Source organism: Lacrimispora sp., assembly GCF_036758025.1.
Taxonomy (GTDB): Bacteria; Bacillota; Clostridia; order Lachnospirales; family Lachnospiraceae; genus Lacrimispora.
The window spans coordinates 43,284-57,031 of sequence record NZ_DAIOXM010000024.1 but is presented as its reverse complement, the minus strand read 5'-3'; the positions used below and the strand labels follow the sequence as shown (position 1 = coordinate 57,031).

Here is a 13,748-nt window from a genome sequence, read left to right as displayed (position 1 = left end):
AAGATGTTTCAATTCAGCACGATTGAAGAGGCGCTGGAAGACCTTCGCCTTGGAAAGATCATTTTAGTTACAGACGATGAGGACAGGGAAAACGAAGGAGACTTTATCTGTGCCGCCGAGTTTGCCACCACCGAAAATGTGAATTTTATGGCGGTTCATGGAAAAGGGTTGATTTGTATGCCCATGAGCGCAGAACTTTGCCAAAAACTGCAGTTCCCCCAAATGGTCAGTGACAATAAGGATAACCATGAAACCGCATTTACGGTATCCATTGACCATGCGGACACCACCACCGGCATTTCAGCGGCAGAGCGGAGCATCACTGCCTTAAAATGCGCAGCAGATGAGAGCAAACCCGAAGACTTTCGGCGCCCTGGTCATATGTTTCCCCTCCTGGCAAAGAAAAACGGTGTACTGGAGCGAAACGGGCATACCGAAGCCACTGTGGACTTGATGCGGCTGGCCGGGTTAAAGGAATGCGGCCTTTGCTGCGAGATTATGCGGGAGGACGGGACCATGATGCGGACGCCGGAGCTGATGGAGCTGGCGCAGAAATGGGACCTCAAAATGATTACCATCAAGGCCCTGCAGGAGTACCGAAAAAGAAATGAGAAGCTGATAGAGCAGGCAACCTGTACTCTTATGCCTACAAAGTATGGTGACTTTAAGGCTTATGGATATGTCAGCAAGCTCAATGGGGAGCATCATGTGGCATTGGTCAAGGGTGAGATTGGTGACGGGGAAAACCTGTTATGCCGTGTTCATTCCGAGTGTCTGACCGGAGATGCGTTTGGTTCCATGCGCTGTGACTGCGGTCAGCAGTTTGCGGCAGCCATGGCACAAATTGAAAAGGAAGGCCGGGGTATCCTGCTTTATATGCGCCAGGAGGGGCGCGGTATTGGTCTGATTAATAAACTGCGGGCCTATGCGCTTCAGGATCAGGGCATGGATACTTTGGAAGCGAATCTGGCCCTTGGCTTTCCGGGAGATATGCGGGAGTATTTCATCGGTGCACAGATTTTGCGTGACCTTGGAGCCAAGACCCTGCGTCTGCTCACCAATAATCCTGACAAGGTTTACCAGCTTTCCGGGTTTGGCATGGAAATCACCGAGCGTGTTCCCATTGAAATGGACGCTACCGGCCACGACTTGTTCTACCTGAAAACCAAGCAGAAAAAAATGGGACACATCTTACATTATTAAATGAAAAAGGAGATTACAGCAATGAAAGTATTTGAAGGAAAATTTGTATCGAAAGACATTCGGATTGGTATTGTTGCGGCACGGTTTAATGAATTTATTACAAGCAAGCTGCTGGGCGGCGCTCTTGATGGACTGAAGCGGCATGAGGTCAGTGAGGAAAGCATTGACATTGCATGGGTTCCCGGAGCATTTGAAATCCCCCTCATTGCTTCCAAAATGGCGAAAAGCGGGAAATACGATGCGGTCATCTGCCTCGGTGCCGTGATCCGCGGCAGCACCACCCACTACGACTATGTGTGCAGTGAAGTGTCCAAGGGCATTGCTCATGTATCCCTGAATAATGATATTCCGGTGATGTTCGGCGTATTGACAACCGAAAATATTGAGCAGGCCATTGAACGGGCCGGAACTAAGGCCGGTAACAAAGGTTTCGATTGTGCGGTTGGTGCAATTGAAATGGTAAATCTGATTCGGGATATGCAAGGTTGATGTATTGAATTCCCGCCAATTTCTTAAGATTTAAATTTACTGAGGACATGGTACTGTACTGCTTCATGAACCTATAAATAGAAGCCACAGTACCATGTACCCATAAATTCATCTCATGCTCCGGCATAAAACCGCGTATCTGCAAATCTCAAATACTTTCTGTAAGAAAAACCCCATAACGAATCAGGCACAAGAAAATAGAAAATGAAAAAAATTGGCCACTTGGCATGGTATGGTTTTTTAATAATAGTCCATGCCATTAAATTATTAGCTATTGTATGTACGGTTAAAATTATGTATAATAACCTGGCAGTTAGATGCATCTAACAAAAGGTAGGAGGCCTGTTTTGAAAAACTTGAAATTCAATTCTGCAAATAATAAAGTCAAATATGGCCGGGAAGAGTTAAAGGGCAAAAAGCTATTTCCTTTCAAACTGGTTGTTGCTCTTTTGTGCGGGGCCCTCATTCTGTCAGTTTTTTTAGCTCTGGGGCTTGGTGCGGTACACATACCCCTTACTGATACATATGCCATAATCATGAACCGCATATTTGGCATAGAACTTCCGGCAACAAGCGGGGTTTTACAGGGAGCCAATGCTTCAATCATATGGAAAATCCGTTTTCCCAGAGTTTTGCTGGGCGTTGCCGCCGGTGCAGGTCTTGCTTTGTGCGGATCGGTCATGCAGGCCACAGTGCAAAATCCCCTTGCAGAGCCGTATATTCTGGGAATATCTTCCGGAGCATCCCTGGGAGCCACCATTGCGGTTTTTATCGGTACTGCCATTCCATTTATCGGCAGCATTTCTTCGGTATCCATACTTGCTTTTTTAGGAGCAGTGGGAGCCACCGGTGCGGTTTTGTTCCTGGCTTCTATGGGCGGGCAGGCCACATCCGGCAAGCTGATTCTTTCCGGCACCATTATCAATGCCATATGTACCTCATTTTCCAACTTCATTATTTCCGTGGCCGGAGATGGAAATGGTATGTTAAGCATAAAATTCTGGACAATGGGGTCCCTGACCCGGGGAAGCTGGAGCAACCTCATTCTGCCCAGCAGTGTTGTGGCAATCTGCTGTATCTTTTTTCTCAGCCAGTACCGGACCTTAAATACCATGCTTCTTGGCGATGAGGCGGCATCTACCCTGGGGGTAAATCTCAGCTTTTACAGAAAGCTGTATATGGCGGCGGCAGCTCTTTTAACCGGCGTATTAGTTTCTGCCTGCGGTGTAATAGGCTTTGTGGGGCTGATGATTCCCCATATTGCAAGAGCTGTTGTGGGAGCGGACCACCGCCGTCTGCTGCCTATTACAGTTTTGCTGGGCGGGATATTTCTGGTCTGGGCGGATGCACTGGCAAGGGTTGTAATACCAAATGGGGAGCTTGCCATTGGAATTGTGACATCGATGATTGGTGCGCCGTTCTTTGCCTATATTTTAATAAAACGGCATTACCGTTTTGGTTAGTGAGGTTTGAGCATGGATGTGACAGTACAGGATTTAAAGGTTCAGTTAGCGGCAAACGAGATTTTAAAGGGCGTTTCCCTGGAGGTTAAAAACGGAACATTTATCGGCGTTTTAGGGCCAAACGGCAGTGGAAAATCGACGCTGCTTAAAACGGTATACCGTATGCAAAAGGCATCCCACGGTGCGGTAATGCTGGATGATAAGCCATTGCAAAGCTATAAGCCCAAAGCCCTGGCCCGGGAAATGGCGGTGGTGGGGCAGTTTAACAATATAAATTTTGATCTGACGGTTGAAGAAATTGTTATGCTGGGGCGTTCCCCCCACCTTGGAGCATTGGAAAGAGAAAAGCAAAAGGACCGGGATCTTGTGGCAGATTCCCTGGCAAAGGTAGGCATGGAGAGCTATGCAAAACGGAGCTTTGCCACATTATCCGGAGGAGAAAAGCAGCGGATTGTTCTTGCACGGGCGCTGGCGCAGCAGCCGTCCCTTCTTATTTTGGACGAGCCCACCAACCATTTGGATATTACATACCAGCTGCAGATTCTAAATATTATCAGGGGTTTAGGGATCAACGTATTGGCAGCCCTCCATGATTTGGCTTTGGCAGCACAATACTGCGATGCCATCTACATTTTAAATAAAGGGGTTATTGATTCCTATGGGCCGCCTGAGGATATTATTAACCGTGAAATGGTGCGCCGGATTTACCGCGTCGATTGTAAGATAACAGAAGACAGCCAGGCAGGAATGGCAATCAGCTATTTTCCTCTCACCTGACGTAACAAATATTATAAAAAGGAGTAACATGAAGAAATGAAAAAGAAAACAGTGGCTTTTATGGCAGGTACTATGATATTAGGAGCAATTCTAAGCGGATGCAGCACCAAAGAGGACAGCACACAAACGACTGCTGCACCTTCTTCAGAAGTTTCACAGACCAGCGGGGCTCCTTCCTCAGAAGAGACTTCAGCCAGCGCAGCAAGTACCGGATATCCGATTACGGTGGACACCAAAGGCAGTGACTTTGTATCTGTCGGACAGACATATAACGAGGCTCCGGAAAGAGTGGTTACGGCCAATGCATCGTCCATAGAACTGCTTTACAACCTGGGACTTTCAGAAAAAATTGTGGGCACCATTGCCATTGATAATGCGCCTGGAGAGGACTGGAAAGAATTGTATGATTCTTTGGAGATCCTGGGTGATAAAATGACCATCAGCAAGGAAGTCATTGCGGCAGCCGAGCCGGATGTGATTATCGGACGCAGCGCCACCTTTGCAGAGGGAACCTTTGGTTCCATCGGGGAGCTCAATGATTTGGGCATCAATGTTTACGCTCAAAAGGCAAGTGATATGAGCACTGATGTTTCCATGCAGAGCATTATTGACGACGTAACTGCTTTAGGTGAAATTTTTGATGTTCAGGATAAAGCAAACGAATATGCAGAAACTTTGACAGAGCGTTTGAACACGGTTTTAGAAAAAGTGGCAGCCTCAGCCGGGGACAAAACCCAGAATGTGCTGGTTATGGCGACTTATAAGGAAGGAACCTTTGTAGTCTTCGGCGCAAATGCAAAGCTGCAAAGCGGCATGCTTTCTGCACTGAATTGTGTCAATGTCATGGAGAAGGGCGGCTCTAATCTCACCCTGGAAAACCTTGTAGAAGCAAATCCTGATGTAATCATTTATATCACTGCTGACCGCAATGCGGAAAGTGATGCAAAGGCGATAGAAAGCATTAAAAATGAAGAAATACTGGCATCCGTACCGGCTGTTGCAATCGACAGGATCATCGAAGTTCCTTATGACGCTTTCATGGATTATGGTGTACGCAACTTCGATGCTCTGGAAGAACTTTCCGCCTTCCTTTACAATTAATGAAGGTGGAACCAATGCAGACCATTCATACAGCAGGGAGAGACTTAGAACTGTTGGTGCCCTCCGGCTTCTCTCCCGGAATAAGCAGTTGTCCGGTTGTATATGCCCTGGATGCAGACCTTTTGTTTAAAGCTCTGGAAAAGATTCCGGAAGAAGAGAAATCATACCGTTTTCTTTTAGTGGGTATACCGCCTCTTGACCGTCTGGCTGAGTATACACCCTGGCCTGCCAAAGCGCTTCATGAACGTTTCGCTGATTTCGGAGGCAGGGGAGGGGAATATCTGGATTATTTGGAGAAGGTTTTAATGCCGTGGATTAACAAGGAACTGTTTGGCAATGGTGCTCCCTCCAAAACCGCATTGCTGGGACATTCTCTCAGCGGGCTGCTTGGGATATACTCTCTGTATAAGACGGATGTTTTCGATCACGTTGCTTCTATTTCAGGCTCCTTCTGGTATCAGGACTGGGCCGGATTTGTGAAAGAGAATGCTCCGGTCAATAAAAAGGCAACCGTATTTCTTTCATCGGGAGAAGATGAGGGAAAAGACGCCCATGATATTAAGAAAAATGCTGCACAGGCAACAAAAGATACTTATAAAGCCCTGACAGAACACTTGCCCCAGGGAAGTATAGAAATGCAGTGGAATCCATACGGTCATCATGACAACATTCCATTGAAATTATCTGAGGCCCTGGCTCACTTGGATAAGCAGTTCTCATAACAGGCATAAAGACATAGGCACTAAAACTTATTTGGGAAAACACCGCGAAGGAAGATGTTCTTATGCGGTGGTTTCCCTGTTGCCGTATTAAAGAAAGGATGGATAAAATGGATGCTCAAACAGCCCTTAATATACTGAAACAAGCTTACCGGCTTTCTCCGTTTCGCATAAATAATGTAATAAAGTTTGTGAAGCATCCATCGGATAAGCCTACTTCCTATCAAACCATACACGGAGCATTTATTTTTCCTCTTGAGGGAGAAGCGGAGATAAGGTTTGATGATGAGTGCTTTCTCGCAAAGCCGGGAACAATGGTTCATGGCTGTCCGGGGTGTCAGCTTTCCTTTGATGTTTTAGGAGAAAAGCCATTTACCCATATCAATATTTATTACCACCAGATCAGCAGTAATTTGTTGTTTTCCATGCCCATTGACCTGCCTGCTGTTTCACCGGTTTTGGAGGAACTGGCCGATGCCAATGAGCAGATGGACATCCAATCCATTCTACAAAAGCAAGTGCTGTCACGCCAGGTTTTTCAGAACATTTTCTTCAACGGCGAAAAGGACAATTCTGCACAAGATTATCTCATCGTAAAAGAACTTCTGGATTATATTGAGGATAATTACAGGAATGCGCTGACCATGGAGGATTTGGCAAATCATATCGGGAAAAGCAAATCCCAGCTTTCTTATCTTTTTTATAAATATACCCAGTGCAGGCCCATTGATTTTCTCATCGATTACAGGATCAATATGGCTGCCAAGCTTTTGCGTGAGCAGGGCTGTACTGTGACGGAGGCAGCAGATGCGGTGGGGTATGCTGATCCCCTTCACTTCAGCCGTTTGTTCAAAAAACGCACCGGCTATGCGCCCAGCCAGATACAGAGAAAAAATAGTTAGAACACTGAATAAATCAGCATATCCATTCCGATTGCCGCCGCTACACAGACAATGACCGGACATTTCAGCCAAGCCAGAATCCCGGCTGCCACACCCCCTGCCAGGCCGATTTCCGGATGGTTTCCATCTACTGCTATGATGCCGGGGAAAATCAGGGCTGCCATAGCGGTATAGGGAATCAGCCGCAGAAACTTTTCTGCCTTTGGGCTGAACCTTAACCGGTCAATAACAACCGCAGGCAGGGCCCGGGGAATGTAGGTCATAAGGGACATGCCAAGTATCAGAAGAACAATTCTGCCATTCATCTATCTGTCACCTCTTTCTTTGGTAAAGATTCTTCCTCCACCAGAAATACTCCTGCAAATGCTCCCAGTACCATTGCCAGAATCACCGACCAGCTTGGGGGGAGAAAACGCTGCAGAAGCCAGTTGAGTGCTGCCGTTGCCGTTACCAGTATAATCAAAGGGACATTGTGCTTTACGCTGGGAATCAGCATTCCTAAAAAAGCGGCATAGAAAGCCACTCCAAAGCTGTCAATCACAATCTGAGGAAGGAAACCGGTCATCAGGCAGCCAATCACGGTGCTGAGGACAAAGGTGGCATACAGCGCAGTGTTTGTCCCCATAAGAAATGGATAGCTGTCATCCTCAGACAAGGAATAGATGGCAAAGGATTCGTCACAAAGGGCAAAGGCTCCCAAAAGCCGCTGAAAAAGGGTGGTCCCCTTCACCCTCTGCATGGCAGAGCTGCTCATGACGATATGACGTAAGTTGATGAAGCATGTGCCCAGAATTATAGCGGACATGGATGCTCCCTGGGTAATCATGCTGATGGACATAAGCTGTGCCGAACCGGCCATTACTGCGGCAGACATAAAAATGGCTTCAAAGCCGGTCAGCCCGGCCTGTATCGCCAGAAGCCCGATGGAAATGCCAACCGGGATCACGCCGAGACAGGCGGGAATGGAGGCTTTTATTCCTGATAAAAAATGCTTATTCATGGTTTCTCCTGTATGTATTGGATTGGTTTTCATATTCCAGTATACCGTCAAAAAGTCCGCCATACAATGGGAATATTGTATGGCGGACAATTATATAGTTCCCTTTAATAATTCTGCTAAAATCCCAATGCCCTGTTCCAGCTGTTCCGCATTATGGGGGGAGCAAACAGAAAGGCGCACTGCGCGGGCCGGGAGAGTATTGCCCACTGCAAATCGCTCTGCACCGAAAATCTGAACTCCCTTGGACCGTGCAAGAGCCTCAAATTCAGCACCGGTATATTGATCCGGCAGAATCAGCCAGCGGAAAATGTTCTCATCTGAACCCAGGCAGCAGTCAGACCCGAAAAATCGGCTGACAATTTGATTCCGTTCTCTGGTATGACGGCGGTGATAGCTGATGATTGTTTCGAACTGGCCTGATGCAATGATTCTGGCGGAAAGCTCTGCCAGCATGGGGGCAGTGGATACGTTCAGGCTATAGAGGGCATCTGCCGTCTTGGCCTTCCACGCTGTTGGTACGGACAAACAGGCAAACCGCAGCCCTGGTGCAATGCCCTTTGACAGGCTTAGGATGTAAACGCTTTGTTCCGGCACACGGTCAGAAATCGAGCGGCAGCCTTTGTGAAGAATCTGATACGTTCCGTCTTCTATGAGAATACAGCCAAACTCCCTTACAATCCGGGCAATTTGATCCCGTTTCTCCTCCGGTATAACGGCAGTGGTGGGATTGTGGCAGGCGGGAATCAGATAGATTCCCCGGATTCTTTCGGTTTTGCAAAGATTCCTAAGCATTCCGGCATCCATTCCCTCCTGTTCACTGGGCACTGGAACAAGCTGAAGCCCCAGCATTGCTGCGGCAGTTTTTATGCCCGGATAGGTATGGTCATCTACGGCAATTTTATCCCCTCGCTGAAACAGGGAGGCCAGAACAGCGGTCAGGGCGTTTTGCCCGCCTCCGGCAAAGAGAATCTGTTCCCGGTCTGCACGGTGCCCGCAATAGAGCATCAGCTTTGCGGCGGCATCCTTTTGCCATTCATCTTCCCCGGGAGCATAGTAGCTGAACAGCCGCTGAGCATCTGCTTCACTGAGCATTTCCCGGGCCATTTTTAAGAGAAATTCATTGCCCGATGGCTCCGGCGCAGTAGGCCCCATATTGATTAGCAAATCCCCGTCATGGTGAATCATAAGATTTCCGCTGGATAAGGCATCGTAGGCAACAAAGGTGCCGCTGCCTACGGTGGCAGACAGCAACCCTTTCAGTTCGCACAGCTTAAATGCCTTTGATACTGTACTCACATTAATATCCAAAAAATCCGCCAGTTCACGCTGGGGAGGCAGTTTGGTGCCGGGACGCAGAACACCGTTTTTTATGTCAGTCTCTAATTGCTGAGCCAATGTCTGATAGTAAGAACGGCTGCTTTTGTCCAGATCAGGCCGCCATGACATAGGGTATGTTTCAAATGAATTAAATGGCATATTATCACCTCGCCATTCAATTATAACATTGTATGGTGAGGCGATCAATCCTGTTTTCTGAATCATCTTACTGTGTTATAATACAATTCATAATACCTGAGAGAAAGGAGGCCCATGTGTATGCACTATGCTGATTATAAAACTATACTTTCCCCGCAAAATGGCATGAACTTATATCGCGGCTGTTCTCATGGATGTATTTATTGTGACAGCCGAAGTTCCTGCTATCAGATCAACCATGATTTTGAGGACATAGAGATCAAACGCAACGCCCCCATGATTCTGGAAAATCAGCTGCGCCGGAAAAGAAAACCCTGCATGGTAGGCACAGGAGCCATGTGCGATCCTTATATCCATATGGAGGAAGAATTGCAAATCACAAGACAATGCCTTGCTCTTATTGAAAGGTACGGCTTTGGACTTGCAATTCAGACCAAATCTTCCCGGATTCTCAGGGACCTGGATTTGCTGAAAGCCATCAATGAGAAAACAAAATGCGTTGTGCAGATGACATTGACCACCTATGACGAAGATTTGTGCCGAAAGGTGGAGCCCTGTGTATCGACGACTTTGGAACGGTTTCATGTGTTGGAGGTCATGAGGAGTCATGGCATACCGACGGTTGTATGGCTCAGCCCTATTCTGCCCTTTATCAATGACACCGAAGAAAACCTCCGCGGGCTGCTGGATTACTGCATACAGGCAAAGGTCCGGGGGATTTTATGCTTTGGTTTTGGTATGACGTTGCGGGAGGGCAACAGAGAATATTTTTATGCCCAGCTTGACCGGATTTTTCCCGGCATGAAGCAAAAGTATATCCGGGCTTTTGGCAGCTCTTATGTATGCAACAGCCCCAATCACCATCATTTAATGGCTGTTTTTAAAGATGTATGCGAGAAAAACGGCATCCTTTGGAAACCTGATGATGTATTTGCTTATTTGCATGCATTTGAATCAAAAGACCATCAATTATCCTTGTTTTGACATAATGGGACAGCAATCCTCCTGGCGGCTTTCGGCGCTTCCTCATAGGACAAACGAAGAAATGCATATATTGAATCATGCAAAACAGGAGGTGCATGATCATGATTACGCCCCAAATGGCAGATGATTTTATGAGCGTAAATATAGGAGCCGTTGATGCACAAAAGCTGTCTGATATAAGCACGCTGGAGCTTAACAATTCCCTTCCAAAAGAGAAGAGGGCGGCTTATGTTTTAGAAAAGCTGAAAAACCCTTTGTGCTTTCGCTGTGGGGATATGGGAATTAAGCTTGAATTTGACGACAGCGGGCCGTCTATTCAGGATGTGCTTACAAATTTTTACATACGCGGGAAAAGTGGCTTATAATGGTGCATTGCACCTCCGGAAACAGAGTTCACATTACACAAAAACAGTATGGTGTGATGGGAAGGAGGACATATGGCACGAACGGCTGACAGGCAGAGGGTCACGAAGGAAGCACCCAAAAACAAGGTGTGGCTGACAGCATTTTATATCCGCTTATCCCGTGAGGATAAACGGGGAAAGGATGAATCGGAAAGCATTGCCAATCAAAGACTGATCCTGGCGGATTTTCTTGAACAGCAGGACGATGGAGATGAATACATTTTTGCGGGGGAATATGTAGATGACGGTGTCAGCGGTACGACAGATGAAGAACGTGAGAATTTCCAACGGCTTTTATCTGATATCCGGAAAGGGAAAGTCAATTGTGTGATTGTTAAGAATTTGGCCCGAAGCTTTCGTAACAGCGGTGATCAAAACTACTACCTTGGAGACTGGTTTCCGCGAAACAATGTGAGGTTTATATCCCTTTACCAGCAGCCTGTTGATACTTATAAAGATCCTCTAAATGCTCAAAACATCGCCGTTCCTGTTCAGGGTGTTTTAAATGAGGAACACGCAAGGGGGACGTCGGAAAGTGTCCGCAGAACATTTGATAAAAAACGGGAAAAGGGCCTGCATATTGGCTCTTTTGCAGTTTATGGCTATATGAAGGACCCGGATAATAAAAATGCCCTTATCATAGACGAAGAAGCGGCAGAGAATGTGAAAAGTATTTTTACATGGTTTTTAGACGGCATGAGTAAAAATGCTATTGTCCGCAGGCTCAATGACAGCGGTATCTTATGTCCCGTAGCTTATAAAAAAAATAAAGGCTTGAAATATAAAAATCCTAATGCCCAGGGCGGCAATTCTCTCTGGTGCGCAATGAGTGTAGGTAATATTTTAAAGAATCGTGTTTATACAGGGGATATGGTACAGGGACGTTACCGTATTAAGAGCTATAAGATTCATGTTCAGGAAACTGTACCGGAAGAAGAATGGTTTATTGTGGAGAATACTCATGAACCGATTATAGATCGTGAAGATTTTAATAAGGTACAGGAATTTTTAAAAAAGGATACCCGGACGTCTCCGAATCAAAAAAGTCCTCACCTGTTCAGTGGTTTTTTGCGATGTGCCGATTGTGGTAAAGCTATGACACGAAGTCAGTCCGGAGGAAGAGTTTACTATTATTGCCGAACTTATAAGGATCAGTCGAAAACGGCCTGTACTAAGCATTCTATTCGTCACAGTCAATTGGAACAAAGTGTTCTGTGGGCAATACGGCAACAGATTTATATTGCCACAGACTTTTCAGAAATGATTGCACGTATTAATGATGCTCCAATGCAGAAAGGCCGGTCCGTACGCATCAATGAATTGATTATAGAAAAAGAAAGGGAACGCACTAAGATAACCCGCTACAAACAAAGCCTTTATCAGGACTGGAAGGATGGCGCTATTTCTTATGAGGATTATTGCAATATGAAGGAAGATTATGAACGGCAGATGGAATCTATCAGTCAGGTTATTTGTACTCTGACTGAAGAAAAGAAAGTATTTGAAAAAGGGATTGATAAAGAAAATCCATTGCTGGAATCGTTCAGAAAGTATGAAAATATTGATATACTGACGAGAGGGATTTTGATTGAACTTGTTGATAAAATCACTGTGTATGAGAATGGAAATATCAGCATTAAATTTAAATTTGCAAATGAATACCGCCAGATAGCAGAGCATGTGGGCGATTGTAAAACAGCGTTGTAGAAGCACTATTTTACGAAACTTAAAGCGACTTAACTTAGTTATGGGAACACGGCTCCCTTTAAATATCTTGACATAGAATTACAAAAGGCTTTCTTCGATACATGTTACCGGAAGCAAGCCTTTTTTAGGCTTAATTTCAGTGACGAATTATATTGCAGCGAAAGGGATGAGGATATTTGGAAATCCGCTAGGAGAAGATACGTAGGTTATTTCAGGTGAAAGTGGTGCCGTTACGTTGGGATTCGTAGCTGAAGCTATGCAGAATGAAAGTATGGACTTTTTAAGAAAACGTATAGGTCTTAATACAAATTCAAAAGTTCTGTGCTTTAGTACAGAGGGTGATACTGACCAGAGTAATTACAGACACATTGACATTAAATAAATTTTATGATTTCCTATGAGCAATTGAAAATACCCGTGAGGGAGTAGTTAGCACATAATTGTGCGGCAAGTCAACATACTGATTGATCCCAATCTGGCTTGCCTTAAAAAACGAGACTCATGTATGGCTTTTGCAGCTATACATGGTCTTTATTTATTATAGACCCATGTGTTTGCTTGTAAAAGCGATACTTGGGTCTTTTCTTTTGCAATTCACATCTTGTAAAGGAGAATATACTATGAATCTATTAGAACTACTTCTTATTGCAATCGGGCTTTCTATGGATGCCTTCGCGGTGTCTCTTTGCTCCGGATTGACAATGCCTAAGGTAACCATTAAAAAAGCATTGATTATTGGTTTGTATTTTGGTTTTTTTCAAGGAGCTATGCCGCTTATGGGGTATCTGCTTGGCACACAGTTTGCAGATGAAATAATCGCTTTTGACCACTGGATTGCGTTTGTATTGCTTTGTATTATCGGCGGGAAAATGGTTGTAGAAAGTTTTACGAAAGAAGGGTGTGCAGACAGGGAATGTCCTCTCGGAAAATGTACGGATAGGGAATGTCCTCCCGAAATGTGTACAGACAGAGAATGTCCTACTATGGATTGTACAGATAGGGAGTGCCCTGGTGGAGAGCGTCCTGAAAAGAAAGAGGTATCCTTAAAACCCGCAGAAATGTTACCCCTTGCTATTGCCACAAGTATTGACGCACTGGCGGTAGGGGTCTCATTCGCCTTTCTTGATGTTAATATTGTCCCGGCAGTTTCATCTATTGGAATCATCACACTCACATTATCTATGTTGGGGGTAAAAATCGGCAATATTTTCGGTGTAAAGTTCAAATCTAAAGCAGAACTTGCCGGGGGCATTATTCTGATTTTAATAGGCTTAAAAATATTGCTTGAACACATGGGAGTTATTAGTTTTTAATATAAATATAAATGGACACTTGTGCGGAAATAACCGCAAACAAGATGATTTTGAAATGGGAAAGCCAGCAGCGGGATCCGGTAGTTCAAAATATAAAGCTGTCAAAAGAAATTATTTTCCTAATATCAACGGGGAGGTCGGTCCAGTAGGTCCTTGCGGTCCCTGTGGTCCCTGAGCACCAGTTGCGCCAGTAGGTCCGGTAGGTCCTTG

Annotated in this window: 14 protein-coding genes; 11 read left to right on the top strand and 3 right to left on the bottom strand. The window is 45.5% G+C overall.

Translation table 11 applies throughout. From position 1 onward, the window contains the following. The first annotated feature begins 3 nt into the window (after positions 1-3). From V7M78_RS17635 to V7M78_RS17605, 7 genes are all read left to right on the top strand, one after another. Positions 4-1,203, top strand: a complete 1,200-nt coding sequence (locus tag V7M78_RS17635; RefSeq protein ID WP_333651682.1) for a bifunctional 3,4-dihydroxy-2-butanone-4-phosphate synthase/GTP cyclohydrolase II — start codon at positions 4-6, stop codon at positions 1,201-1,203. A gap of 21 nt (positions 1,204-1,224) precedes the next feature. Then, positions 1,225-1,692 carry a 6,7-dimethyl-8-ribityllumazine synthase gene (ribH, locus tag V7M78_RS17630; RefSeq protein WP_333651681.1) on the top strand — a complete coding sequence of 156 codons (468 nt, stop codon included), beginning with the start codon at positions 1,225-1,227 and terminating at the stop codon, positions 1,690-1,692. A gap of 347 nt (positions 1,693-2,039) precedes the next feature. Then, the gene (locus V7M78_RS17625) at positions 2,040-3,155 is read left to right on the top strand and encodes a FecCD family ABC transporter permease (RefSeq protein ID WP_333651680.1); all 1,116 of its coding nucleotides are present in this window, start codon (positions 2,040-2,042) and stop codon (positions 3,153-3,155) included. Between the two features lie 12 nt (positions 3,156-3,167). After that, complete coding sequence (locus V7M78_RS17620) at positions 3,168-3,932, top strand: ABC transporter ATP-binding protein (RefSeq protein ID WP_333651679.1); 765 nt, start codon at positions 3,168-3,170, stop codon at positions 3,930-3,932. Between the two features lie 36 nt (positions 3,933-3,968). After that, entirely contained in the window at positions 3,969-5,033 is a 1,065-nt protein-coding gene (locus tag V7M78_RS17615; protein ID WP_333651678.1) for an ABC transporter substrate-binding protein, read from the top strand. 14 nt (positions 5,034-5,047) lie between these two features. Continuing rightward, complete coding sequence (locus V7M78_RS17610; RefSeq protein WP_333651677.1) at positions 5,048-5,755, top strand: alpha/beta hydrolase-fold protein; 708 nt, start codon at positions 5,048-5,050, stop codon at positions 5,753-5,755. 107 nt (positions 5,756-5,862) lie between these two features. Then, the gene (locus tag V7M78_RS17605; RefSeq protein ID WP_333651676.1) at positions 5,863-6,654 is read left to right on the top strand and encodes a helix-turn-helix transcriptional regulator; all 792 of its coding nucleotides are present in this window, start codon (positions 5,863-5,865) and stop codon (positions 6,652-6,654) included. On the opposite strand, the gene V7M78_RS17600 is transcribed toward V7M78_RS17605, so the two are convergent. From V7M78_RS17600 to V7M78_RS17590, 3 genes are all read right to left on the bottom strand, one after another. After that, a complete protein-coding gene (locus V7M78_RS17600) occupies positions 6,651-6,959 on the bottom strand; it encodes an AzlD domain-containing protein (protein WP_333651675.1) in 309 nt (102 codons plus the stop codon). The two genes, V7M78_RS17605 and V7M78_RS17600, sit on opposite strands and share 4 nt — an antisense overlap. Next, positions 6,956-7,654, bottom strand: a complete 699-nt coding sequence (locus V7M78_RS17595) for an AzlC family ABC transporter permease (protein ID WP_333651674.1) — start codon at positions 7,652-7,654, stop codon at positions 6,956-6,958. Before V7M78_RS17595 ends, V7M78_RS17600 begins: the two co-directional genes overlap by 4 nt. 90 nt (positions 7,655-7,744) lie before the next feature. Continuing rightward, positions 7,745-9,130 carry an aminotransferase-like domain-containing protein gene (locus V7M78_RS17590; protein WP_333651673.1) on the bottom strand — a complete coding sequence of 462 codons (1,386 nt, stop codon included), beginning with the start codon at positions 9,128-9,130 and terminating at the stop codon, positions 7,745-7,747. Positions 9,131-9,250: 120 nt separating this feature from the next. Between V7M78_RS17590 and V7M78_RS17585 the strand changes: the two genes are divergently transcribed. The 4 genes from V7M78_RS17585 to V7M78_RS17570 all read left to right on the top strand — a co-directional run bounded on the left by V7M78_RS17585 (position 9,251) and on the right by V7M78_RS17570 (position 13,538). Next, entirely contained in the window at positions 9,251-10,114 is an 864-nt protein-coding gene (locus V7M78_RS17585; RefSeq protein ID WP_333651672.1) for an SPL family radical SAM protein, read from the top strand. Between the two features lie 101 nt (positions 10,115-10,215). Next, positions 10,216-10,479 carry a DUF6870 family protein gene (locus V7M78_RS17580; RefSeq protein ID WP_333651671.1) on the top strand — a complete coding sequence of 88 codons (264 nt, stop codon included), beginning with the start codon at positions 10,216-10,218 and terminating at the stop codon, positions 10,477-10,479. Between the two features lie 72 nt (positions 10,480-10,551). Further along, positions 10,552-12,225 carry a recombinase family protein gene (locus tag V7M78_RS17575; protein WP_333651670.1) on the top strand — a complete coding sequence of 558 codons (1,674 nt, stop codon included), beginning with the start codon at positions 10,552-10,554 and terminating at the stop codon, positions 12,223-12,225. A gap of 620 nt (positions 12,226-12,845) precedes the next feature. Further along, the gene (locus V7M78_RS17570) at positions 12,846-13,538 is read left to right on the top strand and encodes a manganese efflux pump MntP (protein ID WP_333651669.1); all 693 of its coding nucleotides are present in this window, start codon (positions 12,846-12,848) and stop codon (positions 13,536-13,538) included. Positions 13,539-13,748: the final 210 nt, after the last annotated feature.

Bases quoted from the DNA above. Each gene is read 5' to 3' on its own strand.
- V7M78_RS17610 (WP_333651677.1), top strand. From the start codon at position 5,048: ATGCAGACCATTCATACAGCAGGGAGAGACTTAGAACTGTTGGTGCCC.
- V7M78_RS17590 (WP_333651673.1), bottom strand. From the start codon at position 9,130: ATGCCATTTAATTCATTTGAAACATACCCTATGTCATGGCGGCCTGAT.
- V7M78_RS17600 (WP_333651675.1), bottom strand. From the start codon at position 6,959: ATGAATGGCAGAATTGTTCTTCTGATACTTGGCATGTCCCTTATGACC.
- V7M78_RS17575 (WP_333651670.1), top strand. From the start codon at position 10,552: ATGGCACGAACGGCTGACAGGCAGAGGGTCACGAAGGAAGCACCCAAA.
- V7M78_RS17570 (WP_333651669.1), top strand. From the start codon at position 12,846: ATGAATCTATTAGAACTACTTCTTATTGCAATCGGGCTTTCTATGGAT.
- V7M78_RS17605 (WP_333651676.1), top strand. From the start codon at position 5,863: ATGGATGCTCAAACAGCCCTTAATATACTGAAACAAGCTTACCGGCTT.
- V7M78_RS17635 (WP_333651682.1), top strand. From the start codon at position 4: ATGTTTCAATTCAGCACGATTGAAGAGGCGCTGGAAGACCTTCGCCTT.
- V7M78_RS17580 (WP_333651671.1), top strand. From the start codon at position 10,216: ATGATTACGCCCCAAATGGCAGATGATTTTATGAGCGTAAATATAGGA.
- V7M78_RS17595 (WP_333651674.1), bottom strand. From the start codon at position 7,654: ATGAATAAGCATTTTTTATCAGGAATAAAAGCCTCCATTCCCGCCTGT.
- V7M78_RS17585 (WP_333651672.1), top strand. From the start codon at position 9,251: ATGCACTATGCTGATTATAAAACTATACTTTCCCCGCAAAATGGCATG.
- V7M78_RS17620 (WP_333651679.1), top strand. From the start codon at position 3,168: ATGGATGTGACAGTACAGGATTTAAAGGTTCAGTTAGCGGCAAACGAG.
- V7M78_RS17615 (WP_333651678.1), top strand. From the start codon at position 3,969: ATGAAAAAGAAAACAGTGGCTTTTATGGCAGGTACTATGATATTAGGA.
- ribH (WP_333651681.1), top strand. From the start codon at position 1,225: ATGAAAGTATTTGAAGGAAAATTTGTATCGAAAGACATTCGGATTGGT.